The organism is Streptomyces sp. NPDC058773 (assembly GCF_042746015.1).
In the GTDB taxonomy this organism is placed as follows: Bacteria; Actinomycetota; Actinomycetes; order Streptomycetales; family Streptomycetaceae; genus Streptomyces.
The window spans coordinates 241,647-266,710 of sequence record NZ_JBHYPE010000002.1; the positions used below are offsets into that span (position 1 = coordinate 241,647).

Here is a 25,064-nt window from a genome sequence, read left to right on the forward strand (position 1 = left end):
GACTGTCGTGCACTGCTCGCGAGACACCCGAACTCCCGCTGCCGACAGGCGGGTTGAGCCATGAAGCCGCTCCCGTACGTCATGTCCCCGAAGATAAGGGACTGCGATTCCGGGTTAATTGCGGAGAGAGATGAGTAACATCCAGCCAACCGTAGATCGATCAGGCGATAGAGAGCAGGCTGTGTCATGTCAGACTCGGAATTCGCTGCGCAGGTAGCTGCCAAACTGAAGAGCATCGCGAAAGAGATCGACGAACTGCAGAAGCTCAAGGTGAAGCTGGAGGACCTCCAGAAGCACCTGGGCGCCGGTTCCCGGAACACCGCCGTCACACCGCAACCGGCCGAGCCCGGACCCGCGGTGACGAAACCGGCGACGGTCCCCCAGGCGCGGCGGGCGCAGGCCACCACCGCACCGAAGGCCAAACCGACGACGAAGGCCCCGGTCAAGTCGGCGAAGAGCGCGAAGAAGAAGACCCGGAAGGCCAAGCCGGCGCGGGCCGCAGGGGGCCGGCGGAACTCCACCCGCGCGGACCGCGTCCTGGGGCTCCTCGACGAGCAGCCGCGCACGGTCGCGGAGGTGGCAAAGCTGCTGGCGCAGCAGCACCCGGACCACTCCGCACCGGAGACCGCCGTCCGCAACACCCTGGAGACCTCGCTCGTCGCCAAGGGCCTCGTACACCGCACCAAGCAGGGCCGGAGCGTCTTCTACTCCCGCCCCGCGTCCGGTGCCGAAGCCGAGGCGGCCAAGGCGGCCGAGGCACCCGCCACCAAGGAGGAGGCCGCATCCGCCTCTGCCTGACGGGAGTGCTGTCCGGCGCTCGGCCACGCCGTCGGCCCCCGCCTCATGGCGGGCTCGCCGACGGTGAGCCGAGCCGGACCCGTCCCAGGGGAGGAAGCCTGCGGCAGTGGTGGGAGGGCTTGGCCGGAGCGGTCGCGCACGCGGAACCGGACCGCGAGTCATATCACCGGCCGCTCCGCCTGTAGGGTCGGGGCGCAGTGGTCCCACCACGGCAATCAGGTTCCCGAGCTGCGGAAACGCCATGGATCGGCCCGCGGCCCCCGGCCCGGAACGAGACGTCCGGCGCGCCCGCGAACGGCCCCGCCCCGGCGGGTGGCAGGCTTTCGCAGCCGCGGTCCTGACGCTGTCGGTGAGGGCGGTCGCAGGGGGGTGAATCGGCCCAGTCTTGACTAACCGGCCCTGCCCGATCTTGACTGCCAGGGTCCCACCCCTGCCAGGGCCCCCACCAGGGGTATTGGCCTACTCACCGAAGGTCACGAACATGACGGTTGACGTCTCCGCCGCCACTGAGGTCGGGCAGTTCCTGCTCGGCGACTCCTTCCCGTGCCTGGCCGGCCGTTCGGCATGGCGACAGGGTGGTATCACCCATCGCCATTACACATGGTTCGGGGATGACACCGCGGCCGAGCAGCTGGCGGCGGATCTGCAGGAGTATGTGGAGGCGGTCGACTGGGCCGCCAAACCCTTCACCAGCTTCGTGGCCACCTTCTCGGGGCCGCTGAATCTGACGGAGATCGAGTTCGAGCAGCTGCTGTGGGAGCAGCTGCAGGCGTTGCACGACCACGACAGCCGTCAGCACTCCTGGGCCGAGGGCTACGACCGGGACCCGTCGTCCGGTGCCTTCGCGTACAGCGTTGCCGGGCACCCGTTCTTCGTGATCGGGCTGCACGAGACGCACAGCCGCATCGGCCGCCGCCCGCCCTTCCCGATGCTCGCGTTCAACTCCCACCACCAGTTCGACCGGATCAAGGCCGCCGGACTGTGGGACCGGCTGGCGGAGAAGATCCGCAAGCAGGACATCGAGCTCCAGGGCAACATCAACCCCAATCTCCTGGAGTACGGGGAGCTCTCCGAGGCACGGCGCTACTCGGGCCGCCCCAAGCCGGCCGACTGGGCCTGCCCCTTCTCCGCCCGGGTCTGAGCCCGTCGGCGGCCGGGAGCGACAGCACCGGGCCGCCGTGCGCATCCGCCGCCCTCCGGACTCGTCCGAGGGCGGCGGTGCCGCATCTACGGGCCGGGCGCCGGCCCGCCCCCTCGGCGGCGGGCAGAGCGCCCTGACCAGCGGTCCCCAGGGCCGTCAGGCGGTCCGGGCCTGCCCTACGCCGAGCCGGGCGACCTGGCGCTCGTGCAGGCGACTGAGGAGCAGCAGCGAGACGATCGCTCCGACGAGGGCGCAGGCCATGTCCCACTGGGTGTCCCACTGGTCCCCCTGGGCGGCCAGGAACGCATCGGCCGCTTCACCGCCGGCCAGCGCCGCCCACCACTCGATCATCTCGAAGAACGCGCTGAAGGCCAGGCATGCGCAGACGGTCAGCGGGGCCAGCCAGCGGCTCCCGCGCAACGGGGAGGTCCGGAGCAGCAGTTCGCGCACCAGGATGGCGGGCACAAAGCCCTGCACGAGATGACCGAAGCGGTCGTAGGGGTTGCGGGAGAGGTCCAGCGCATCCTGCAGCCAGCGCCCCGCCGGGACCTCGGCGTAGGTGTAGTGGCCGCCGACGATCAGGACCAGTGCGTGCGCGGCGAGCAGACAGCACAGGAGCGGGCTGAGCGGAAAGCGCTTCCGCACCGCGACCAGCACCGGTACACCGACGATCACCCAGCAGACCTCCATGAGCCAGGTGGGCCGGTCGTGCGGCTGGAGGCCCGACAGGGCGAGTGCGAGAAGCACCGCCGCGAGCAGGACCGGCGGCAGGGTACGGGGAGCGGTCATGGCCTTCATGGATCAGCCTCGGAGAAATCGGGTGCGGGTCGGCGCGGCACCGCCACGGGCGGACCGTCGGGGCGACGCGCAGGCCGGCCGACGTCGGCGGACCACCTTGTCCCGGGACGGGTCTTTTGGGCCGCGCACGTTCATCGGGTTCAGCGTCGTGGCCGCCGCGGACGCTGTCATGAGTACCGCTACTCAGTTCCCTGCCGGTCGCCCGGAGCCGCAGTTGACGTCGTCCGCCATTTGCCCGGACCGCGCCGTCTGCCTTTGCCGGGACCGGTCTTGTGCCGTTGCCGGGCACCGGGCGGGACAACGAAACGGTGTGGACCGAGACTCTGCTCGGCCCCCACCGTCATCGGCCGCCCCGGCTCGGTCCACGCGGCTCAGCCGGCCGGACCGAGGCCTGCCGGGGTCCTACTCCACCGCGTACGACAGCTTGTAATGGGCGTCGTCCTCGGTGAACTCCAGTACACCGCGGCCGCGCCGGACCGTGTGCGCCCCGAGGAAGTCGTCGTCATCGCCGCCGTAGTCGGCCTCGTAGATCTCGATCAGGGCCTTGCCGGTGAACTGGACGTACTCGTCGATGGTGTCCGTGTCCCCCGCGTCCATCGAGTGGAAGTTCACCACCTTGCCGTTGACCTTGACCACGACGTCGTCATGAAAAGTCCAGTCCTCCTGCTCGATGCACTTGATCTTCTTCAGGTGAAGTGTGGGCATGCCGCTCCCCCGGTCCTTTCGCTCGTGGCCAACTGCACGATCCATGCTCCCGCCGCGCGCTGAACGATCTCTGAACGACGACGGACGGGCCGCCAGGGCCGGTCGCGTTCCGCTTGACGCAGCCCGCCAGGACGCGGCCAAGGATGTTGAGGATCGGTCAACGCCGCGGATTCCGGCCCGAGTCTGCTGAGGCAGTAGTGACGTGCACATGGCGCGTATACGATCGATTGCCCCCTACACGAAGGACTTCCCCCCATGAAGACGACATCCGCGAAGACGACCTCCACGAAGGAGCCCTCGGTCCGCAGAGTCACCTGGCGCATGCTGCTCGCGCTGGGCGGTATGGCGGCGTTAGCCGTGCCGGCCGCGGGCCCCGCCGAGGCCGCCTCGCACACCGCGGACCAAGGAGCCCGGACCGGCCGGTGCGTCATGGTGTATTTCGACCTCGGTGAGACGTTGGTGCACACGGCCGAGGACAAGAGCGTGCACTACCTGCCGGGAGCCGCCGAGTATCTGCGCGCGCTGCGTGCCCGCCACATTCCCGTCGGCCTGATCACCAACGTGCCGCCCTCCTGGGGCGCCACCGACGAGGAGCGTGCGGCGGAACTGAAGAAGGTGATCGACAAGGACTGGGCGGGCAGCAGCCCGTTCGCCTGGTCGGACTTCGGCGACCGGATCTTCACCCCGCGAACAGAGGCGGAGCGCAAGCCCGCCCCCGCCCTCTGGAAGCGCGCCAAGAAGGCCGCGGGCTCCTGCCGGGTGGTCTACCAGGCGGAGACGGCGGAGGAGACCCAAGTGGGCAGTTCCCTCGGATACCTCGCCTACCAGGTGGACCGGCCCGGCTGGCCCGCGTTCCTGCCCGTGCGGGTGATCACCGCGCTCTCCCATCTGCCGCACGGGAACCCGGCGCCTTCCAAGGGGCGTTGAGGGCCTCGGCCTGCCGGCGGGACGCCGTGCGAAGGCGCCGACCCATGGGTGCCGGCCATGGGTGCCCGGTCGTGAGCGAGCCTGGCGCCTGACGCAGCGGCATGCGGTGACTGAGAACGGGAGTGGAGGGCCTCCGGTCCGGATGCCCTCCGCTCCCGCTTGCCGGGGCAGGACGCCCGGCAACCGCGCCCATGGTCCGCATCGCGGTCAGATCAGATCGCGCCAAACCGTCCGCCACGGATTACGGAATCGACGAGCTCTCCCGGGCACAGCTCAGTCCTGCTGGGCACCCCGGCAGATCGTTCACACGATGCGGCGAGCCGTCTCAGGCATGGTGCCCGGCCCACGATCGGGCGCGAGAGCAGTCGGCAGGGCAGCCGGATCAGTCGACCGGCTCATGGGGAATGGGCTGGTCGGTGCGGAACCCCGCGGCCTTCTGACCGCCGGTCCGTCCGGTGCCGGCCTGGTCGGTGTCGGGAACCGTCTCGTCGGGCCCGTCGCTTTCGCCCTCCGACAACTCGGGGTCCCAGGGGTCGGGCACCGGGCTGTCGGCATCAGCCTGGTGGTTCGGCATGTCATGGGGCAGCGGGGTGCGGTCTTCGCCGGTCGCGTCGTCACGGGTCATCGATGGACGTGCCTCCTCCACGATTACGTTGAGCGTCCTGGCCCGGTACCCGGGTTACGCCGCGCCATGCCCGAAGTGGACGGACGGACCACCCGCCCTCCCACGGCAGTCGACCGCCTCCGGAAACGACCCGGCCGCCGAATTCCGCGCCACCGTGACATCCGTCATACCGACGCCCGGCATCAACTAAGCGGGATAGTAGAAAGCCTCCCGACGACATAAGGGACTTGTCCACCTTGGGGCGGGAATTTCACGCACAGAACCCGTCGCCATGCGGACCGCTCGATGGCTTGGCTCACGCCGCGAATACCTAAACGCATCTGACGGGGCACCAGTGATCACGAATGCGCCGAAATCCGGACCAGCACGTTCGTACATCCACTTCAAGGGTCGTGCGGTACTACGAAGCGGAGTAGTACTGAGGTCCGTTGCCTTGCCCTGCAGGGGCCCCAAGAATGACGACCGCAAGGCGTCTTCGCAGCTCAGGCGCGGGGATTGCCAGAGCCAGCCGCGCCGGGGGACGCTCCGCAATTACCGAGTGAGGTCACGCATGAGTAAACATCGCAAGAAGCGGCACCACCGGCAGATAACCATCGCTGCCGTCGCCATAGGTGCCGTGGGCGTGCCCTCTGTTGCCATGGCCTGTCTGCACGGGCAGGAGAATTCCAGTGGCCGGCACCACGGCAATTGGGATAACGCTTCTTACGATCACCAGTGGTCGAAGGAACACCGTTCATGGAAGACCCATGAGGGGTCACGGAAGACCCATGAGGCATCGCGGAAGGCCCGCGAGGGATCGAAGCCGGCGGCGAAGACGACTCCGGCACCCGCCGTGTCCCCGAGCGCCTCGAAGGCCGCCGCCACGGCATCCGGCGCCACGGCCCGCGTGGTGGAACTCGTCAACAACGAGCGCCGCAAGGCCGGCTGCTCGCCGCTGACCGTGAACGCAAAGCTGACAAAGGCCGCCCAGGATCACAGCAAGGACATGGCGGACCATCGGAACATGTCACACACGGGCTCCGATGGCTCCAGCCCGGATGACCGCATCACTCGGGCCGGTTACAACTGGAGTTCCTACGGCGAGAACGTCGCCTACGGCTACTCCACGCCCGAAAGCGTGATGAAGGGCTGGATGTCCAGCCCCGGCCACAAGCGCAACATCCTCGACTGCTCCTTCAAGGAGATCGGCGTCGGCCACGCACAACCCGACGACTACTGGACGCAGGATTTCGGCACCGCGCGATAACGGACGTCGAGAGCGGGCGCCGTCAGCTGACCGCAGAAACCGAGCCGGCATCCCCTGCCCCGCGCAATCCACACAGAACACCGCAAGGTCCCCCACCGGATTCCGGTCGGGGACCTTTGTGTGCGTTGCCGCCCCGACGCCGTCGCCCTGACGTTGCCGCCCGACCGAGGAACCGAGCCCCCGGAGGGCTCAGGCCCCTAAAGCAGATCGGTGGCCGAGTCCGCCAGCCGCCGCCGGGCCGCGCGGGCGGCGGGCACGATCGAGGCTGCCGCGGCGATGGTGACCGCAAGGGCGATGACCAGCAGGAGGATGCCGAGGGACGGGTGCTGGGCGATGCCGGTGCCCCAGCCGCTGGTGCGGCCCTGGAGATTGATCAGCCACTGGGCGGCGAGGACGCCGAAGGCCGTGCCGGCGAGTGCGGCGGCCAGGGTGATGAAGGCCGTGGCCGAGACGATCACCGCAGTGATCTGACGGGGCGTCAGCCCGACGGCCCGGAGGGCGAGCAGGTCGCGGCTGCGGTCGCGGACACCGGCACCGACCGTCGTCGCCAGTTCCACCAGCCCGATCAGGGTCAGCACGGCGATCAGCCCGACGCTGACGGCGCGGACCGCGGACAGCTGGTCGGCGGGGTTGGGGGTCTCACGTACCTCCAGGCGGCCGGCGGATGCCTTGGACAGGGCGTCGCGCACGGAATCCGGGTCCGCACCGGGGCGCAGGACCAGCTGGTAGAAGTCCGGGCGTGAGGGGTGGGGCGCCCCGGGGGCCCCGGACGCCTCCTCGTCGGTGTCGCCTTCGCGCAAGGTGTCCAGGGTGGTGGTGATGACCCGGCCGGCGTCGGCGGTCTCGATGCCGCGGCCGACGATGTGGAGGACGTACGGGCGGCCGGCGACGGTCATCCGGACCCAGTCGCCGACCCGCGCGTCCAGGAGGTCGAGCAGGCCCTGCCCGGCGACCGCTTCGTCGGGGCCGTGGGCGGCGCGCCCTTCCACCACGGCGCCGGGGTACGGGCGGGCTTCCGCGCCGAGCCCGCGCAGAGTGATTGTCCCGGTCTGTCCCGGTACGAGGGCCTGGACCTCGGCACCCGGGTAGGCGGTGATCTGCCGCTGCGAGGCGAGGAGTTGGCGTAGTTCCGGGTCGCCGAGGGTGTCGGAGCGGGCGGTGAGGGCCGCGGGCAGGCCGACGTTCTCGGGGTGTGAGGTGAAGCGGTCCAGGGTGCTCCAGGCGCCCAGCGCGATGGTGATCAGCAGCAGCGGGACGGTCAGCCGCGCCACGGCCGCCGAGGAGCGCAGCGGACGGTGGAAGGCGCCGCGCCAGCCGAGGACCAGTGCCGGCGGGACCCGGAGGCCGAGAGCCCGGCGGGTGAGCGCGGAGGCCCGGCCGCCGGGGGCCGTGGCGGCGCGGGCGACGGGCACCGGCGGCACCCGCCCGGCCCGCCAGGCCGCCAGGCAGGTCGCCGCGCCGATGAAGGCCAGCACACCGCCGGAGATCACCAGGGTCAGCCAGGCGTGTTCGGGCAGCTGCCGCCACAGGGCCATCGCCTCCCCGATCCGGCCGGGGACCAGCGCGCCGGCCGCCTGGGTGACCAGCGCCCCGAGGGCCACGCCCAGCAGCGCGAGGCCGAGGTGGAGGGCGACGAACATGCGGACCACCTGGCCGGGGGTGAAGCCGATGGCCTTGAGGATGGAGATGTCCCGGAGATGTCCGCGGATCCTGGTGCTGATGGCACCGCCCACCGCCAGGGCGGCGGCGAGCAGCGCGCCCAGCCCGAAGAGGCCGAGCAGCCGCCCGAGGAGCTGGTTGTCGCCTTCGGCCTCGGCCTTGGCCTGCCGCCAGGTGGAGACATCGGTGATCTGGTCGGCGCCGAGCAGGGTGACCGCCCGCTGGACGACGTAGTCGGTGTCCGCGGGGTCGCCGAGCTGGAGGCCGATGGTGCGTCCGCGCCGGTCGCGTCCCGCGTCGGAGGCGTCGAGGGTCCCGGGGAGCACCCAGGCCACGCCCGGGGTCTCGCCCGCGCGGAAGGTGACCTCGGCGGTTTCGGCGACGCCCACCACGCGCAGATGTGCCGCGAAGCCGCTCAGCACGATGGTGTCGCCCGGTTTGGCCCACATGGCACGGGCCACCGAACTCTCCAGGACGATGCCCTTGGTGGCCCCGGCATCGGCGCCCGCGTCCAGCCAGCGGCCCGCGGTGATCTGGGGTGCGGCGGTGGCCGGGCGCTTCGCCGCACCGCGCAGTTCGAGGGTCGCCCTGGCGTCGCCGGGCTGGAGGCTCGCGGTGGTGCGGACCGTACGGAAGGGACCGGAAGTGGCCCGTACCTCGTCGAGTCCGGTGAGCGATCCGGTGGCGGCACCGCCTTGGGCGTGGATCCACACGTGGGCGCCGGAGGACTGGGTGAAGGCCCGCTGCCAGGGGTCGGTCGCGTAGGCGAAGAGTGCGGTGGCCAGCAGCAGGGAGATGGTGATCCCGGCCGTGGCCAGCACGGTGAGCACCGCCGCCGGGCGGTGTGCCGTCAGGTGCGCCTGTGTCCAGCGCGCCGCTGCTCGCACGGGTCAGCCCTGGAGCTTGAGTACGTCGGCCACACCGGCCGCGGGGCGCTTCGGGGCGTCGCCGAGGTGGGCGTCGTCGACGACCTGGCCGTCGAAGAAGCTGATCACCCGGTCCGCGGCGCTGGCCATCCTGGCGTCATGGGTGACCAGCAGGATCGTCTGGCCCCGCCGGTGGAAGCGGGCGAGCAGCCGCAGCACTTCCCGGGTGCCCTTGCTGTCGAGGCTTCCGGCGGGTTCGTCGGCGAGCAGCAGGCTGGGGCTGTTGACCAGGGCGCGGGCCAGGGCGACGCGCTGCTGTTCGCCGCCGGACAGCTCGCCCGGTGTGCTGTTCTCCTTGCCGGTCAGCCCCAGCTCGTCGAGCAGCTCGGCCCGGTCGGTGCGGGCCTGCCGCGGGGACCGGCCGGCCAGCAGCGCGGGGAGTTCGACGTTGTCGGCGACGGTGAGATTGGAGACGAGGTTGAAGAACTGGAAGACGATGCCGATGTGGTTGCGGCGCAGCACCGCCCAGCGGGCCTCGCTGTAGGCGTCGACCCGGCGGCCGTCGAGCCAGAGGGAACCGCTGTCCGGCCGGTCGAGGCCGCCGAGGAGATGCAACAGCGTGGATTTGCCGGCGCCCGAGGGGCCGGTGAGGGCGACGAATTCACCGCGTTCGATGCTGAGGTCGACGCCGCGCACGGCATGGACCGGGGCAGCGCCTTCCGGCCGGTGGGTCTTCACCAAGCCGGCTGCCCGGACTATCGGGCCGGACGGCTCGTCCCGGTTCATTCCAACTCCTCCTGACAGCGCTCCAGCCAGTCCAGGTCCGCCTGCAGATGCAGCATCGCGCCTTCGATCAGCAGTTGTGCCACCCGGTTCTCCCGGTCCTCACCCGCCGCGAGTTTCGACAGGTCACGCATGGTGTTGAGGTAGTGGCGGCGCTGCTTGTTGATCAGGGCGATCTGGTCTGCGGTCCCGGTGTGGGGGGCCAGGGCGAGCTTCATGAAGAATTCGTCCCGGACCCGTGGTTCGGCGGTGGATTCCTCGAACCAGGCGTCCACCGTCTCGCGCCCTGCCGCAGTGATCCGGTAGATGCGCTTGTTCGGGCGGTCCGACTGCTCGACGTCCTCTCCCTCGATCAGGCCCGCCTTCTCCAGCCTGCCCAGGGTGACGTAGATCTGGCCGACGTTCGGCTGAGGGTATGCGGCGCCCAGGAGGTTCTCAAGGCCTTGCTTGAGTTCGTAGCCGTGCGCGGGGCCGCTGACCAACAGCGCCAGGAGTGGCAGCCGCACGCTCTCCCTCTCCCTCCCCGCCCCGTGGGTGTCTTCCGGATCAGCCCTAGTTGCCGGTCATCTGACCCCATACGGCTGTGAGCCGGGTCGCTCACGCATCTTCCTGCAGCATCTAGTATCCCGCATGGCTAACAGGTATACATGGGGCGGGCTGTCGGTCCGTGTCCTGTCGACGCCTGGTGCAAGGAGGAGCCCATGCGGTGGAAGCGTGCCGCAGGCCGGGCTCTTCTGGTCTGCGCCCTTCTGTTCGCAGGCAATGCGGGCGCGCAGGCCGGGGAGCCGGCGGGCGGCTCGGACGGCCGGGGTCCGATCACCCTGGTGACCGGCGGCGACCTCACGGGCTATCTGCGGGGTGTCCTCAAGGGCTGGAACGACCGGCACCCGCGCGAGCAGGTGACCCTGGTCGAGCTGCCGGACGCGGCCGACGAGGTGCGGGCGCAGATGGTCACCGAGCTGCGCTCCCGCAGCGACCGCTTCGATGTGCTGAACATCGATGTGGCGTGGACGTCGGAGTTCGCGGCCGCGGGCTGGATCAAGCCGGTGAACGGTGCGCAGTTCCCGCTGAAGCACTTCCTTCCGCCCGTGGTGGACACCGCCACCTTCCGCGGACGGCTCTACGCGGTCCCGTATGTGACCAATGCCGGGCTGCTCTACTACCGCAAGGACGTGCTCGACCGGGAGGGCGCGCGACCGCCGCGCACCTGGGCCGAGTTGGCTCACCTGGCGAAGACGGTGGCGCCGAAGTACGGGCTGGACGGTTACGCGGGCCAGTTCCTGCCGTACGAGGGGCTGACCGCCAATGTCGTCGAGGCCGTCCAGTCGGCCGGCGGCACGGTGCTCGCGGGCGAGGGTTCGCGGGTGACGGTGGACTCCCCCGCGGCCCGTCGCGGGCTGTCCTTCCTGCTCGACGGGGTGCGCGAGGGCTGGATTCCGCAGCGGGCCCTGACGTACAAGGAAGAGGAGTCCCGTAAGGCGTTCCAGGACGGCCGGCTGCTGTTCCTGCGGAACTGGCCGTACGCCTATGCGCTGGCCAATGCGCGGCCCTCCGGGGTGGCGGGGAAGTTCGGCGCGGTGCCGCTGCCGGGTCCCGGCGGGCCGGGCTCCAGTGCGCTGGGCGGCTCCAATCTGGCGGTCAACACACAGTCCCGGCACCAGAAGACGGCCACCGAGCTGATCTCGTATCTGACGACCGAGTCGGTGCAGCGCCGGGTGCTGGCCGAGGGCGCGCTGCCGCCGGTCTGGGCCGATCTGTACACGGACCCGGAGCTGGTGCGGCGCTTCCCGTATCTGCCGACGCTCAAGCGGGGCGTCCTGGCGGCCAAGCCGCGCATCAAGAGTCCGCACTACGACCAGGTGAGCCTGGCGGTGCAGGCGGTCATGCATGACGCGCTGATCCACCGGCGGAGCACGGATGCCGCCGTCGCGCGGCTGTCGCGGGAGTTGTCCGCCATCGTCGGCCGCGGCTGACGCACAGCTCTCGGCGCTCACTCCACCTCCTACTTACTTGTTAGGTAGGCGATGGCTTCACATTTCCCCGCAAATTCGGGCATCTCGCAGCGAGTTTCGAAAGTTTCGTTGACACTCGAAAGACATCCCTACTTAACATGCATGCATAACAGCGATTGCACGCCGCACGGCTTGCCCATGCACGAACGGGATCACGGCAGATGCTCATAGCCACGGCAGGGAACGGCTCCTCGGCCGACTCCGCGCCCTCCCCCTCCCTCACCGATCCGGACTCCGCCGCGCTCACGCCGGCTTCCGGGAACGCGCCCCGGAACACGGCACAGCGCTGGTGGCGCGACGCGGTGATCTACCAGGTCTACGTCCGCAGCTTCCTCGACAGCACCGGCGACGGCATCGGCGATCTGGCCGGTGTGCGGACGGGGTTGCCGTACCTCAAGAAGCTCGGGGTGGACGGCATCTGGCTCAGCCCCTTCTACCCCTCCCCCCAGCACGACCACGGCTACGACGTCGCGGACTACCGGGATGTCGACCCCGTGTACGGCGACCTCGCCGAATTCGACCGCCTGGTGGCCGACGCCCACCGGCTGGGGCTGAAGGTGCTCCTGGACATCGTCCCCAACCACTGCTCCGGCGAGCACCCGTGGTTCCGCGCCGCCCTGGCGGACGGTCCGGGCAGCGCGGCCCGGTCGCGCTTCCACTTCGCCGACGGGCGCGGGGAGAACGGTGAACTGCCGCCCAACAACTGGCGGGCCATGTTCGGCGGCCCCGCCTGGAGCCGGGTCAAGGAACAGGACGGCCGTGACGGCGAGTGGTACCTCCACATGTTCACGCCCGAGCAGCCCGATCTGAACTGGCGCACCCCGGACGTGGGCGCCTACTTCGACGAGGTCCTGCGCTTCTGGCTGGACCGCGGGGTCGACGGCTTCCGTATCGACGTGGCCGCCGGGCTGTTCAAGCACCCCGAACTGCCCGACTCCCCGGACCCGTCGGCCGACGAGCGGACCCGCGACTCGGTCAACCCGCTGGCCTGGAACCAGCCCGAGGTGCACCAGGTGTGGCGCGACTGGCGTGCGCTGTGCGAGGAGTACACGGCCCGCGACGGCCGCGACCGGCTGCTGGTCGGCGAGGTCTCGGTCCGGACCCCGAGCGAGCAGGCCGCGTACGTCCGCCCCGACGAGCTGCACCAGGCGTTCTTCTTCCACCTGCTGACCGCGCGCTGGGACATCGACACCTTCCGTACGGTCATCTCCGAGGCGCTCACCGACATCGCGGGCACCGGCTCCACGGTCACCTGGGTGCTCAACAACCACGACCAGGTCCGGACCGTCACCCGGTACGCGGCCGACCCCGGGGGCGCCGGGCGGGCGGAGTCCGCCGGCGGGCTGGGTCCGGCGCGGGCCCGTGCCGCCGCGCTGCTGATGCTGGCGCTGCCCGGTGCGGCGTACGTCTACCAGGGCGAGGAGCTGGGCCTGCCGGAGGTCGTCGACCTGCCCGACGAGGTCCTCACCGACCCGATCTACCACCGCACGGGCAGCCGGGAGCACATCCGCGACGGCTGCCGGGTGCCGCTGCCCTGGTCCGGGCACGCCTCGCCGTTCGGCTTCACCAGCGGTACCGACGCGGCGCGGCCGTGGCTGCCGCAGCCCGACTGGTTCGCCGAGCACGCGACGGACCGGGCGCTGGCCGACACCCGGTCGTTCTGGCACCTGTACCGCGAGGGGCTGGCGCTGCGGCGCAGTCTCCCGCAACTCGGCGAAGGCACCCTGCGCTGGCTGGACTCGCCGTCCCAGGTGCTGGCGTTCGTCCGTGGTGACGGCCTGGTCTGCGCCGTCAACTTCGGCACCGAGCCGGTGCCCGCCCCCGTACCGGGTGTCCCCCTGCTGGCGAGCGGCGACTGCCCGGCAGACACCCTCCCCGGCTCCACCGCCGCCTGGTGGATGGACACCCCCGAGTCCCGATAGCCCCCGACGGCCCGACCCCAGAAGCTCTCCCCCTCGCACCTCTCCGCAGTACTCCCGAAGGGAATCCCACGATGAGACGACCCGCAGTACGACACACCCGAGCCGCCCTGTCCGGTGCGGCCGTGCTCGGCCTGACGCTCTCCGCCACCGCCTGCGGCGGCGGGGTCTCCGCCGGGGGCGGCAAGCAGGAACTGAGCGGTGAGAGCATCACCGTGGCCGGTGTCTGGACCGGTGTGGAACAGCAGAACTTCAAGAAGGTCCTGGACGCGTTCTCCGAGAAGACCGGTGCGAAGGTCACCTTCTCCTCCACCGGCGACAACGTCTCCACGGTGATCGGCAGCCAGGTCGAGGGCGGCAACGCCCCCGATGTGGTGATGGTGCCGCAGGTCGGCGTGCTCCAGCAGTTCGCCAAGAAGGGCTGGCTCAAGCCCCTCTCGGCGGAGGTCGGCGCCGAGGCCGACAAGAACTTCGCGAAGGTCTGGAAGGACTACGGCACGGTCGACAAGACCTACTACGGCCTGTACTTCAAGGCCTCGCACAAGTCGACGGTCTGGTACAGCCCGGAGGCGTTTTCGCAGGCCGGCGTCGAGCCCGCGAAGACGTACCAGGAGATGCTGAAGTCGGGCCGTACGCTCTCCGACTCGGGTGTGCCGGGGTTCTCCGTCGCGGGCGAGGCCGGCTGGCCGCTCACCGACTGGTTCGAGAACATCTACCTCTCCCAGGCCGGGCAGGAGAAGTACGACAAGCTCGCCGCCCACAAGATCCCGTGGACGGACCCCAGTGTGGTCAAGGCGCTCACCGCGCTGGGCAAGCTCTTCGGCGACAAGAACCTGGTGGCCGGCGGCGGTTCGGGAGCCCTGCGCACCGACTTCCCGGAGTCGGTCCAGCAGGTCTTCGGCCCGGAGCCGGGGGCCGCCATGGTCTACGAGGGGGACTTCGTCAGCGCCCTGATCACCGATGAACTCCACAAGCAGGTCGGCAAGGACGCCAAGTTCTTCCCCTTCCCGGCGGTCGACGGCGGCAAGGCGCCGGTGGTCAGCGGTGGTGACGCCGCCGTGGTGCTCAAGGCCGGAAAGCATCAGAAGGCCGCGATGGAGCTGGTGAAGTACCTGGCCACGCCCGAGGCCTCCGGCGTGTGGGCGAAGGCCGGCGGCTACATCTCACCCAACAAGAAGGTGCCCGCGGGCGCTTACCACGACGAGGTCACCCGCAAGGCCGCCCAGTCGCTGACCGACGCCGGGAACTCCGTCCGCTTCGACATGTCCGACCAGGCCCCCGCGGCCTTCGGCGGCACCCAGGGGGCCGGCGAGTGGAAGCTGCTCCAGGACTTCCTGCGCGACCCCTCGGACCCCGAGGCCACGGCCCGCAAGCTCGAGGCCGCCGCCGCCAAGGCGTACGGAAAGTAAGGACCAAGGCCCGATCCCATGCCTGTGACCACTCCCGCGGTGCCGCCCGCCACGTCGCGCGGCACCGCGCCCCACCCCCCGGGCGGCACACCCGGCAGCAGGGCCGGCGCACCCGTGCGGCGCGCGGTCCGGCGCCGCCGTCAGATCGCCGCGGTCTTCCTGTTCCCCGCGCTGTTGCTGCTGGGCGCGCTCGTCGCGTACCCCATCGTGTTCTCGGTCATCCGCAGCCTGTACGACGCCTCGGGGGACACCTTCGTCGGCGCCGACAACTACACCGCGATGTTCCAGGACCCCGCCACGCTCCGGGCCATCCGCAACAGTGCGATCTGGGTCGTCTTCGCCCCCGCGCTGCTGACCGGACTCGGTCTGGTGCTCGCCGTCCTCACCGAGAAGATCCGGTGGAAGACGGCGTTCAAGCTGCTGATGTTCATGCCCATGGCGATCTCCTTCCTCGCCGCCGGCATCATCTTCCGTCTCGCCTACGAGCAGGACCCGCAGCGCGGGGTGCTCAACGCGGTCACGGTCGGCATCCACGACAGCGTCCAGGGGAAGTCCACGTCCTTCCCCACCGCCAAGGTGCGCTTCGGCGACAAGCAGCTGACCAAGGGCCATGACGGCTCCTACCGCACGACGCACCGCACCGGGCCCGGGAACACCGTCAACCTCGGTCTGGTCGGCGTCGCGCCCAAGGACATGCCGTCCAAGGCCCGGCCCGCCGCACCGGCCGCCAACTCCCCGGCCGCCGACGGGGAACTGCGCGGGGTGGTCTACCTCGACTTCACCCCGGGCGGGGGCGGCAAGCCCGGCCGGGTGGACCGCGCTGAGCGTGGACTGCCCCGGCTCGCGGTCGAGGCGGTCGACTCCCACGGCAAGGTCGTCGCCACCGCGACCACCGCACCGGACGGCTCCTACCGCCTGGCCGGTCTGGCGCCCGGCTCGTACACCGTCCAGCTCCCCGCGAAGGACTTCGCCCCGCCGTACGGGGGCGTCTCCTGGCTCGGTCCGGCCCTCATCACCCCCGCCATCATCGGCGCCTACATGTGGATCTGGACCGGCTTCGCGCTCGTCCTCATCGGCGCCGGGCTCTCCTCGATGCCGCGGGACGTCCTGGAGGCCGCCCGGATGGACGGGGCCAACGAATGGCAGGTCTTCCGCCGGATCACCGTTCCGCTGCTCGGCCCGGTCCTGGGCGTGGTGTTCGTGACGATGGTGATCAATGTGATGAAGGTCTTCGACCTCGTCTACATCATCGCCCCCGGTCCCGTACAGCAGGACGCCAATGTCCTGGCCCTGCAGATGTGGCTGGTCTCCTTCGGCGGCGGCAACAACCAGGGACTCGGCAGCGCGCTCGGTGTCCTGCTGCTGCTCCTGGTGGTCCCGGCCATGGCCCTCAACATCCGACGTTTCCGCAGGAGCCAGTCATGACCACCGTCCACGGAACCCCCGCGTCCGGCCGGCGAACGCGTACCGGGCCGGTGAAGTGGCTCAGCCGCGGCGTGATCCAGGCGTTCCTGCTCGTCATCGGTCTGATCTGGCTCACGCCTGCCGCCGGGCTCTTCCTCTCCTCGCTGCGTACGGAGGAGGCGAACGCGAGCAGCGGCTGGTGGACCGCGCTCACCACGCCCGGTCAGCTGTCGCTCGACAACTACGCCTCGCTGCTCAAGGATTCCGGCATCGTCCAGGCCTTCTGGAACACGGTGCTGATCTCGGTGCCCACCACCGTGGCCGTCGTGGTGATCGCCGCGCTGGCCGGGTACGCCTTCGCCTGGATGGACTTCCCGGGCCGGGACTGGGTCTTCCTGGTGGTGGTCGCGATGCTGGTGGTGCCGGTGCAGATCGGGCTGCTGCCGGTGGCCAAGCTGTTCGGCGCGCTCGGGCTGTTCGGCTCGATTCCCGGTGTGGTGCTCTTCCACACCGCCTACGGGCTGCCGTTCGCCATCTTCCTGCTGCGCAACTATTTCGCGGAGATTCCCAAGGAGATGCTGGAGGCGGCCCGGATGGACGGGGGCGGGGAGTGGCGGATCTTCTCCCAGCTGGTGCTGCCGCTGGGCCGGCCCGCCATCGCCAGCCTCGCCATCTTCCAGTTCCTGTGGGTCTGGAACGACATGCTGGTCGCCCTGCTCTTCGCCGACAACGAGTCACAGCCGCTGACGGTGGCCCTCCAGTCGCAGATGCGGCAGTTCGGCAGCAACATCGGGGTGCTGGCGCCCGGTGCCTTTCTGTCCCTGATCGTGCCGCTGATCGTGTTCTTCGCGTTCCAACGGCACTTCGTCCAGGGCATCATGGCCGGTTCGGTCAAATAGCCGGTCCGGGCAAGGGACCGGTGCAGGAGGGGACGGCGCGCGGCACGGATCATCGTGTCGCGCGCCGCGCCGTACCGCCGTACCTCGCCCGGGAACGCCGCATTATTCGCTCGTCCCCGGTCCGTGCACGGACTAGGTTGGCGCGATGTCCGAACTACGTACCGCGCGCCTGCTGCTCCGTGCATGGCGGGAGACCGACCTCGGCCCCTGGGCCGCGATGAACGCCGATCCGGAGGTGCGGGCGCACTTCCCGGATGTGCTCACGCCGGAGCGGAGCGCGGCGTCCGTCGCGCGCTTCCAGGCCGATATCGCCGACCGCGGCTGGGGATGGTGGGCGCTCGAAGTGCGCGCCACCGGCGAGTTCATCGGGTTCACCGGTCTGGACCCGGTGGACGAGGACATGCCGTTCACCGGTGTGGAGGCCGGCTGGCGGCTGGCCCGTTCGGCCTGGGGGCAGGGCTATGCCACCGAGGCCGGCGAGGCCGCCCTGGCCTTCGGCTTCACCGCCCTCGGCCTGCCGGAGATCCTGGCGGTGACGACCACCACCAACCTCCGCTCGCAGGCGGTGATGCGCCGCCTCGGCATGACCCGCGACCCCGCCGACGACTTCGACAACCCCGACGCACCCGGCGGCCCGCTCCGCCGGAACGTGCTGTACCGGATCTCCGCGGAGGCGTGGCGGGCCGTCGAGCGGGGGTGACGCCGGCCCGCGCCGTCAGGGAAGCGACGGGGCCGGGGAGCCGGTGGGGGCCAGGGTCTCCAGCCCGGCCGGCAGCGGCTGCGTGTGGATCACGCCCAGCCGTTGGGTGGCCCGGGTGAGCGCGACATACAGATCGCTCGTACCGAACTTTGCCGGCTCCACCACGAGCACCGAGTCGAATTCCAGCCCCTTGGCCTGCCGCGGGCCGAGCAGGACCACCGGACTGGTCAGATCCGGGGCGGCTCCGGCGGACACGGCCGGGAGGGCGGCGGCCAGCGCCTCGTGATGGGCGAGCGGGGCGATCACCGCGAGCCGCCCCTCCTGGTGGCGCTCCCCCGCAACCGCCTCGGCGACCACCCGCGCGAGGTCGTCGGTGCGGTGCGCCCACGGGCGCACCCCGGTGGAGCGGATCGAGCGCGGCGGCGCGAAGGACGGATCGGCGGACCGCGGCACCCGCGCCGCGACCTCCATGATCTCGGTCGGCGTACGGTAGTTGACGCCGAGCCGGACATGCTCCCAGCGGTCGTCCACGTACGGCGCGAGCACCGCCTCCCACGATCCGCAGCCGCCGGGCTCGGCGGTCTGTGCCGGATCGCCGACCAGCGTCATCGAACGGGTCGGGCAACGGCGCATCAGCAGCCGCCACATCATCGCGGACAGCTCCTGTGCCTCGTCCACGATGATGTGGCCGAACGCCCAGGTCCGGTCGGCCGCGGCGCGTTCGGCGGCGCTGCGGTGGTCGGCCTCCTCGTGCCGGTCGGCGAGCGACTCCGCGTCCACCAGGTCGTGCGCGGCCAGCACCTCCGACTCCTCGTCGTCGCGGTCCTCGAACTCCTGGGTGCGGGAGCCGTAGGAGAGGTCGAGCACGCCCTGGGCGTAGTCGATCAGCTCCTGGCGCTCCGCCTCGGCGGCGGCGCGGGCCGCCGAGGTGTCCTCACCCAGGAGTTCGGCCGCCTCGTCCAGCAGGGGCACGTCCGCCGGGGTCCAGGCGCCGTCCGTCCGCCGGATGGCGTCCGCGTCGGCGTCCGGGAGGTGGACGGGGTCGGCGAGGAAGTCGGCGACCAGCTGCTCCGGGGTGAGCGCGGGCCACAACGCGTCGATGGCGTGGTGCACTTCGGCGCTGGTGGCGATCGCCTTGCCCAGCTGGGCCACATCGTCCGGGCCGAGGAAATTCGGGCCGCCGAAAGGGTCCGCGCCGAGCCGGTCGACCAGTTGCGCGGTGAGCGCGTCGATGACGCGGAAGGCGAAGTGCGGTCGGGCGAGGTTGTGCGGCAGCCCGGTCTCCCGTGCCCGGCGCCGCGCTTCCCGCGCCATCTCCGCGTCCAGCCGCAGTGCACCGTCCTCGTGGTCGATCTCGATCACGTCATCGGGCACGGCCTGCCGGTCCCGGACGGCCGCCGCGAGCGCTTCGGCCATCGCGGTACTGCCTTTGACCTCGGCGGCTTCGGGGGTGTCGGTACCGGTCGCGGTCAGCCCCGGGAAGAGTTCGCCCGGTGTGGCGAGCAGGACGCCCGTCTCGCCGAGCGAGGGCAGCACCTCCGCGATATAGCCGAGGAACGCCGGGTTCGGCCCGACGATCAGCACGGCGCGGCGGGCCAGCTGTTCCCGGTGTGCATAGAGCAGATAGGCGGCACGGTGGAGCGCGACGACGGTCTTGCCGGTGCCGGGGCCGCCTTCCACGACGAGGATGCCGTGGTGCGGGGCCCGGATGATGGCGTCCTGTTCGGCCTGGATGGTCTGCACGATGTCGTGCATCCGTCCGGTGCGCGCCGCGTCGAGTGCGGCGAGCAGGACCGCGTCCGCGTCGGTGCCCTCGTGTCCGGTCCGTACGGCGTCGGCGAGGTCCATGATCTCGTCGTGCAGGCCGGTGACCCGCCGGCCCTCGGTCGTGATGTGCCGCCGGCGGCGCAGCCCCATCGGGGTGTGCCCGGTGGCCAGGTAGAACGGGCGGGCGACGTCGGCCCGCCAGTCGATGACGAGCGGGGTGCGGTCCGGGTCGTCCTTCCGGATGCCGATCCGGCCGATGTGGTGATCGCGGCCGTCGCGGAATGCCAGCCGACCGAAACACAGGCCATTTTCCCCGGCGTTGAAGGCGGCGAGCAGGCCGGACTGCTCGGCGACCAGCACATTGCGCTCCAGTCGCATCTGGGCATGGTTACCTTCCGGCGGCAGGACGGCGGCGTGCACCGTTGCCTCGGCCAGGTCCCGTAGTTCGGTGAGGCGGTCGTGGAGCAGATCGATGAATTCCTGCTCGTGCTGCCATTCCTCGTTTGACAATTCAGCTCCGCTCGGATAAGGTGCGGTATGTAGGTGAGTTTCTGTTCTGAATTTCTTCAAGGCACAGAAGCCCCCAATATACGCAAAGAAATACCCCGGCCGTCAACTCGGTCCGGGGTATTTCTTTTCGCACCCGGCGGAAGCGCACGGGAAAGCCGCCGGTGTCAGCTCACGCCGTCAGGCCGAGCGACACCGGACGGTCCTTCACGGGCGCCTGATCACCAGGTGTGGGCGACATCCACGATCAGCTCGTGCCCCGACTGCTGCACCCGGAACGGCAGCTTGGCGCGCACACCCAGACCGATCTGGGTCTGCCCTTCGAAGCTCGCCCCGAATTTGGTGTCCTTGAACGTGCGGTAGCCGGCGAGGTTCACCCCGGGCAGCGACTTGCCGGCCGTTCCGGCGTAGGTCTGCTTTCCGGTCACCGGGTCGTGGCTGGGCGCGGACACAAAGACCTGCAGGATGGCGCCGCCTTTCACCGGTATCTTCTCGCCGGAGCCGTCCTGATGGAACGCGTCGACATAACCGACGTGGTAGCCGACCTTTCCGGCCGCCCGGCCGATGTCGAAGACCATGCGGTCGTAGCAGGCGTTCCGGCCGGTCGTGATGTTCTTCAGCGGCGCGGCGTTCGCGTCCGTGGCCGATTTGTTGCCGCTGCCCCAGACGGTCGAACAGGTCGTGGCCGGGGCGGCCTTACCCTCCGGGCCGGTCGCGGCCCCGGCCACCCCGGCCGTGCCCGCCACCCCGGCGCCCGCCAGCACGAGCGCCGCGGCCGCTGTCCCCAACCGTCGCATGACTTACCTCCAGAGAAACGCTGTGTACAGATGCGTGCGGTAGGACGGGCGCGGGGGCGAAGGCGTTGTGCGCCGGCCCGCTTTTGGCCGAGGAAAGTGTCACGTTGTCGCGAAACCGGAGTGCTGCGCGCCCGACGCCGCACCGGCGGTCACCCGCGAGAGCCCCCGCGCGGGCAGTCACCCACGAAGGCGAGCTGACATGACGACCGAAGGTATCGAGGCCGTGTTCCTGACGACGCGCAACTGGGGCAAGGCGGCAAAGTTCTTCCAGGAGCTGGGGTACGAGCTGGAGTTCGCGACGGACCACAACTCCGGCCGGCTCCGCAACGGCGACGGTCCCCACCTGTTCATCGCCGAGGTTCCCGAGGACCGGGAGCCCCGGACGCAGATCGTGCTGAAAGTTCCGGACGCGGACGCGTTCCGTGCCGATCCCGTCGTCGGGGTGGTCACGCCGTTCGAGGACACCCATTACGGGACCAAGGAGATGACCGTCCGCCCTCTGGCGGGCGATGCACCTCCAGGTGCGCCCGCGGCCCGCCGTCCGGCGTCATGCAGGTCGCACGCGCGCCGTCGCCTGTGCGGCGGCGCGCTCGCGGGCGGCCGCGGCGCGTACCGGGTCGCCGAGCTGGTCGGCCAGGCGGGCCTTGGCCGACCAGTTGTACGGGCAGACCGGGCGCAGCTGGATGCGTTCGCTGAGCAGCGTCCGGGCCAGCTCGGTGCGGCCGGCGCGAAGGGCCGCCTCGACCAGGGTCCGCTGGATCGCGTCCCGTTGGGCATGGCTGCCTCCGAAGCGGTGCAGCCGGTGGCGGACGGGCAGCAGCAGGTCGGCGGCCCCGTCGTAGTCACGCCGTCCATAGGCGATCAGGGCACGGCAGACCGGTAGTCCGATCTCGGCCGTCATCGCGCGGTTCGATCCGCTGGGTTCGGCCGCCACCCAGCGTTCCCGGTCCTGGACGAGGCGCTCGGCGAGGGCGAGCCGCCCCGAACCGACGTAGGCCATGACCGCGTGCGCGTCGTTGAAGGCGTAGTGCGGGCCGTCGTGGCGGCTCTCCCAGGCGTCGGCGAGCCGGGACCACCGTGCGCTCTGTTCGTCCTCGGCCAGATAGAGCCGCCACAACAGGGCCGCGGCGTCGAGCAGTTCCATCGCCACGCTTTCCGAGGCATCGTGGTGGAGCGCGGAGTCATAGATCTCCATCACGCGCGCCGTGTCGCCGGTCTCCAGGGTGAAGAGGGCGTAGTGCCACCAGTTGTGGACCGTGAGCAGGCTGCCGTGTGACCAGTTGTCTGTGCGGGCGTCGAGGAAGCGGATGCCGTCCGTGAAGCGCCCCCGCATCTCATAGGTGTGCACCACGCCGTGGATTCCCCACACATCGCCCGGATGCCGCGCCAGCGCCGCCAGGCCGACCTCCTCGGCACGTTCGTGGTGTCCCGACTCCTCCAGTCCGAACGCGTACATGCCGAGCAGCGGACCGCGATGGGGATCGTCCTCGTCCCAGGCGTCCAGGGCGCCGCCGACCCGGTCGCGGAGGCGGGCGGCGTCCCCGGTGAGGAAGTCGTGCTGATGCCCGGCGAAGAGGGCCAGCGCATCGCGCGGGTGGGCGATGGTGAGGTCACCGAGGATGCGGCCGGCGCCGTGGAGGTCGCCGTCCAGCCATGCCGTCGCCGCCGCGAGGTGCATCCGCTCCCGGGGCGTCAGCCGCTCCGTGTCAAGACCGGAGCGGAAGCGTGCCAGGCCGTCGCGTGCCGCGGCCGCGTCCTTCTCCTCGGTCCCCAGTACGCCCAGATACGCGGCCAGCGCCTGCCCCATCACCGACCGCGGCGCGGCGGCCAGTACCGACTGCGCGGCCGTGGCGACCGTGGGCCGGAAGAACAGCAGGTCGTCCAGCGCCTGTTCGTACGGGACAAGGGCCTCGGCGCCGGTGTCACTCATCAGATGTCCGTGTCGGTCCGCTGTCATGGGGGCTCCTGCGGGCTGAGTGCGGTACGGGGCGCGGAGGTGACGGTTAGTCAGTCAGCCCGGTCACTTTCGTCCGGGCCGCCGGTCCACCTGTCCTCCTGTCCGCCGGGTTCCTATCCTTACCCGCTTCACGGCCGGAGCCACGGCGGAAACGTCCGGTTCATCTGGGACGACGCCGCGGGAAACACACGCTGCCTAATCTCCCCGCCAACGCCGCCGCGCGGGACCCGCCCTCCCCCGCCGCGGGCGGGATACGGCACCGCTTTCCCTTGCATCCTCAGGAGGTCCGGCATGAGTGTCGAGCCACAGTTGACCGCCCCCGACAACGATCGGCGGTCACCGCGCGACGAGGTGCCCGCCGTGGGCCCCCCGCCCACCGAGGCCCCCGCGCCCGCCGGCCGTGCGGCCGACGAGACCCTGGAGGACTACACCCTCCGCTTCGCCCCGCGCAGTTACCGCCGGTGGACACCGATGGTCGTGGCGACGACGGCGCTCGGCGGCATCGCGTACATGGCCGACTTCTCGATCGGTGCGGGCATCGGGCTCACGCACGGCACCGGGAACGCGCTGGCCGCGATCCTCGTCGCCGCGGTCGTCATCTTCGTGACCGGCTTCCCCCTCGCCTACTACGGGGCGCGCTACAACATCGACCTGGACCTGATCACCAGGGGCTCCGGATTCGGCTACTACGGCTCGGTGCTGACGAGCGTCATCTTCGCCAGCTTCACCTTCATCTTCTTCGCCCTCGAAGGCTCGATCATGGCTCAGGGCCTGAAGCTGGGCTTCGGTCTGCCCCTGTGGCTGGGCTATGCGCTCTCGACGTTGCTGGTGATCCCTCTCGTCATCTACGGGATGAAGGCGCTGAGCAAGCTTCAGGTCTGGACGACTCCGGTCTGGCTGCTGCTGATGGTGGGCCCGCTGGTCCATCTGGTCGCCACCGAGCCCGGTACGGTGCACACCTTCCTCTCGTATACGGGCTCGCAGGGCGGCGACGGTGGCATCGACGCCGCCTCGGTGCTGCTCGGCGCGGGCGTATGCCTGTCGCTGATCGCGCAGATCGGTGAGCAGGTCGACTATCTGCGCTTCATGCCGCCCAGGACCGAGCGGAACAAGCGGGCCTGGTGGACGGCCGTCGTGCTGGCCGGTCCCGGGTGGGTGGTGCTCGGCGCGCTCAAGCAGGCCATCGGGGTCTTCCTGGCCGTGTATGTCCTTGCCGAGGTGGGCCCGGCCGCGGCCACCGAACCCATTCGGCAGTTCACCGGGGCCTTCGCCGCCATGATGCCGTCCTGGCTGGTCATCCCGCTGGCGGTGGTTCTGGTGGTGATCAGCCAGATCAAGATCAATGTCACCAACGCCTACTCCGGCTCGCTGGCGTGGACGAACTCGTTCACCCGGGTCACCAAGCGCTACCCCGGCCGGATGGTGTTCGTCCTCGCCAATCTGGCCTTCGCGCTGCTCCTGATGGAGGCGGACATGTTCCGCGTCCTCAACAGCATCCTCGGGTTCTACTCCAACTGCGCCATTGCCTGGATCGTCACCGTCGCCACCGACATCATGGTCAACAAGTACCTGCTGAAACTCTCCCCGCAGGCACCGGAGTTCCGCCGCGGCATGCTGCACGCGGTCAATCCGGTGGGCGTGGTGGCCTTCCTCGCCGCGTCCGGGCTGTCGATCGCCCTGTACTTCCATGCCCTGGGTGACACGCTCCAGCCGTACTCCCCGGTGGCGGCGGCGGTGATCGCCTTCGTGGTCACCCCGCTGATGGCCATCGCGACCAGGGGCAGGTTCTACTTGCGGCGCACCTCCGACGGGATCGACGCTCCGCTGCTGGAGCCGGACGGCAACCCCAGCTCGGCCACGTTCCCCTGCCATGTGTGCGGGCAGGACTTCGAGCGCCCGGACCTCACCGCCTGCCCCGGCCACGGCGGGACGGTCTGCTCCCTGTGCCTGAGCACCGACCGGGCCGGCGCACATCTGCTGCCCGCGGAACGGAGCTGAGGCAGCGACGGCCCCGTCCCGGCCGGGCGTCAACACGTGCGGCCATATCACCTAAAGGTCTGCTCTTCGTGGCTGGTGTCTCTGGAGTGGGAGCCGGTGGGGAACGACAGCGTTGTACGGGCGGCTCACAGCCGTGGCGCACAGCGG

20 protein-coding genes and 1 pseudogene are annotated in these 25,064 nt (G+C 70.4%); 12 read left to right on the top strand and 9 right to left on the bottom strand.

Annotated elements, in window-relative coordinates:
- Positions 1-186: 186 nt before the first annotated feature.
- Both ACFW5B_RS03045 and gntA read left to right on the top strand, forming a co-directional pair.
- A complete protein-coding gene (locus ACFW5B_RS03045; protein WP_386432295.1) occupies positions 187-798 on the top strand; it encodes a hypothetical protein in 612 nt (203 codons plus the stop codon).
- A gap of 481 nt (positions 799-1,279) precedes the next feature.
- Positions 1,280-1,939 (top strand): guanitoxin biosynthesis heme-dependent pre-guanitoxin N-hydroxylase GntA, encoded by a 660-nt coding sequence (gene gntA / locus ACFW5B_RS03050; protein WP_386432298.1) that lies wholly within the window; start codon positions 1,280-1,282, stop codon positions 1,937-1,939.
- Between the two features lie 156 nt (positions 1,940-2,095).
- Here the strand turns inward: gntA and ACFW5B_RS03055 are convergent, their stop codons facing one another.
- Both ACFW5B_RS03055 and ACFW5B_RS03060 read right to left on the bottom strand, forming a co-directional pair.
- A complete protein-coding gene (locus ACFW5B_RS03055; protein WP_386432302.1) occupies positions 2,096-2,728 on the bottom strand; it encodes a DUF2238 domain-containing protein in 633 nt (210 codons plus the stop codon).
- A gap of 411 nt (positions 2,729-3,139) precedes the next feature.
- Positions 3,140-3,442: a hypothetical protein gene (locus ACFW5B_RS03060; RefSeq protein ID WP_386432305.1), complete on the bottom strand. Its 303-nt coding sequence runs from the start codon at positions 3,440-3,442 to the stop codon at positions 3,140-3,142.
- 255 nt (positions 3,443-3,697) lie between these two features.
- Between ACFW5B_RS03060 and ACFW5B_RS03065 the strand changes: the two genes are divergently transcribed.
- Positions 3,698-4,369, top strand: a complete 672-nt coding sequence (locus tag ACFW5B_RS03065; RefSeq protein WP_386432307.1) for a hypothetical protein — start codon at positions 3,698-3,700, stop codon at positions 4,367-4,369.
- Positions 4,370-4,751: 382 nt separating this feature from the next.
- Here ACFW5B_RS03065 and ACFW5B_RS03070 read toward each other — a convergent pair whose 3' ends face one another.
- Positions 4,752-4,994, bottom strand: coding sequence for a hypothetical protein (locus ACFW5B_RS03070; RefSeq protein WP_386432310.1), 243 nt, complete (start codon positions 4,992-4,994; stop codon positions 4,752-4,754).
- A gap of 550 nt (positions 4,995-5,544) precedes the next feature.
- Between ACFW5B_RS03070 and ACFW5B_RS03075 the strand changes: the two genes are divergently transcribed.
- A complete protein-coding gene (locus ACFW5B_RS03075; RefSeq protein ID WP_386432313.1) occupies positions 5,545-6,240 on the top strand; it encodes a CAP domain-containing protein in 696 nt (231 codons plus the stop codon).
- Positions 6,241-6,437: 197 nt separating this feature from the next.
- On the opposite strand, the gene ACFW5B_RS03080 is transcribed toward ACFW5B_RS03075, so the two are convergent.
- From ACFW5B_RS03080 to ACFW5B_RS03090, 3 genes are read right to left on the bottom strand one after another with little or no spacing between them, the layout of a single operon-like run.
- On the bottom strand, positions 6,438-8,786 hold the full coding sequence (locus ACFW5B_RS03080; RefSeq protein WP_386432316.1) for an FtsX-like permease family protein: 2,349 nt from the start codon (positions 8,784-8,786) through the stop codon (positions 6,438-6,440).
- Positions 8,787-8,789: 3 nt separating this feature from the next.
- Positions 8,790-9,551 carry an ABC transporter ATP-binding protein gene (locus ACFW5B_RS03085; RefSeq protein WP_386432319.1) on the bottom strand — a complete coding sequence of 254 codons (762 nt, stop codon included), beginning with the start codon at positions 9,549-9,551 and terminating at the stop codon, positions 8,790-8,792.
- Positions 9,548-10,054 (bottom strand): PadR family transcriptional regulator, encoded by a 507-nt coding sequence (locus ACFW5B_RS03090; protein ID WP_386432323.1) that lies wholly within the window; start codon positions 10,052-10,054, stop codon positions 9,548-9,550. Before ACFW5B_RS03090 ends, ACFW5B_RS03085 begins: the two co-directional genes overlap by 4 nt.
- Before the next feature lie 195 nt (positions 10,055-10,249).
- On the opposite strand from ACFW5B_RS03090, the gene ACFW5B_RS03095 reads away from it, so the two are divergent.
- The 6 genes from ACFW5B_RS03095 (at position 10,250) to ACFW5B_RS03120 (ending at position 17,891) form a co-directional block, all read left to right on the top strand.
- Positions 10,250-11,521 carry an ABC transporter substrate-binding protein gene (locus tag ACFW5B_RS03095; protein WP_386432325.1) on the top strand — a complete coding sequence of 424 codons (1,272 nt, stop codon included), beginning with the start codon at positions 10,250-10,252 and terminating at the stop codon, positions 11,519-11,521.
- A 200-nt stretch (positions 11,522-11,721) separates the two neighbouring features.
- The gene (locus tag ACFW5B_RS03100; protein ID WP_386432328.1) at positions 11,722-13,482 is read left to right on the top strand and encodes a glycoside hydrolase family 13 protein; all 1,761 of its coding nucleotides are present in this window, start codon (positions 11,722-11,724) and stop codon (positions 13,480-13,482) included.
- 71 nt (positions 13,483-13,553) lie between these two features.
- The gene (locus ACFW5B_RS03105; protein ID WP_386432330.1) at positions 13,554-14,888 is read left to right on the top strand and encodes an ABC transporter substrate-binding protein; all 1,335 of its coding nucleotides are present in this window, start codon (positions 13,554-13,556) and stop codon (positions 14,886-14,888) included.
- An 18-nt stretch (positions 14,889-14,906) separates the two neighbouring features.
- A complete protein-coding gene (locus tag ACFW5B_RS03110; protein ID WP_386432333.1) occupies positions 14,907-16,313 on the top strand; it encodes an ABC transporter permease subunit in 1,407 nt (468 codons plus the stop codon).
- Positions 16,310-17,191: a carbohydrate ABC transporter permease gene (locus tag ACFW5B_RS03115; RefSeq protein ID WP_386432336.1), complete on the top strand. Its 882-nt coding sequence runs from the start codon at positions 16,310-16,312 to the stop codon at positions 17,189-17,191. Before ACFW5B_RS03110 ends, ACFW5B_RS03115 begins: the two co-directional genes overlap by 4 nt.
- A gap of 145 nt (positions 17,192-17,336) precedes the next feature.
- Positions 17,337-17,891: a GNAT family N-acetyltransferase gene (locus ACFW5B_RS03120; protein ID WP_386432339.1), complete on the top strand. Its 555-nt coding sequence runs from the start codon at positions 17,337-17,339 to the stop codon at positions 17,889-17,891.
- A gap of 15 nt (positions 17,892-17,906) precedes the next feature.
- Here ACFW5B_RS03120 and ACFW5B_RS03125 read toward each other — a convergent pair whose 3' ends face one another.
- Positions 17,907-20,168: a HelD family protein gene (locus tag ACFW5B_RS03125; RefSeq protein ID WP_386432342.1), complete on the bottom strand. Its 2,262-nt coding sequence runs from the start codon at positions 20,166-20,168 to the stop codon at positions 17,907-17,909.
- 218 nt (positions 20,169-20,386) lie between these two features.
- Positions 20,387-20,962, bottom strand: a complete 576-nt coding sequence (locus ACFW5B_RS03130) for a hypothetical protein (RefSeq protein WP_386432345.1) — start codon at positions 20,960-20,962, stop codon at positions 20,387-20,389.
- A gap of 199 nt (positions 20,963-21,161) precedes the next feature.
- On the opposite strand from ACFW5B_RS03130, the pseudogene ACFW5B_RS03135 reads away from it, so the two are divergent.
- A pseudogene (locus tag ACFW5B_RS03135) lies at positions 21,162-21,458 on the top strand (VOC family protein); the annotation flags it as partial.
- A 51-nt stretch (positions 21,459-21,509) separates the two neighbouring features.
- Here the strand turns inward: ACFW5B_RS03135 and ACFW5B_RS03140 are convergent.
- A complete protein-coding gene (locus ACFW5B_RS03140; protein WP_386432348.1) occupies positions 21,510-22,919 on the bottom strand; it encodes a tetratricopeptide repeat protein in 1,410 nt (469 codons plus the stop codon).
- A gap of 291 nt (positions 22,920-23,210) precedes the next feature.
- Here ACFW5B_RS03140 and ACFW5B_RS03145 point away from each other — a divergent pair, with 291 nt between their 5' ends.
- Positions 23,211-24,917 carry a purine-cytosine permease family protein gene (locus ACFW5B_RS03145; RefSeq protein ID WP_386432352.1) on the top strand — a complete coding sequence of 569 codons (1,707 nt, stop codon included), beginning with the start codon at positions 23,211-23,213 and terminating at the stop codon, positions 24,915-24,917.
- Positions 24,918-25,064 lie beyond the last annotated feature (147 nt).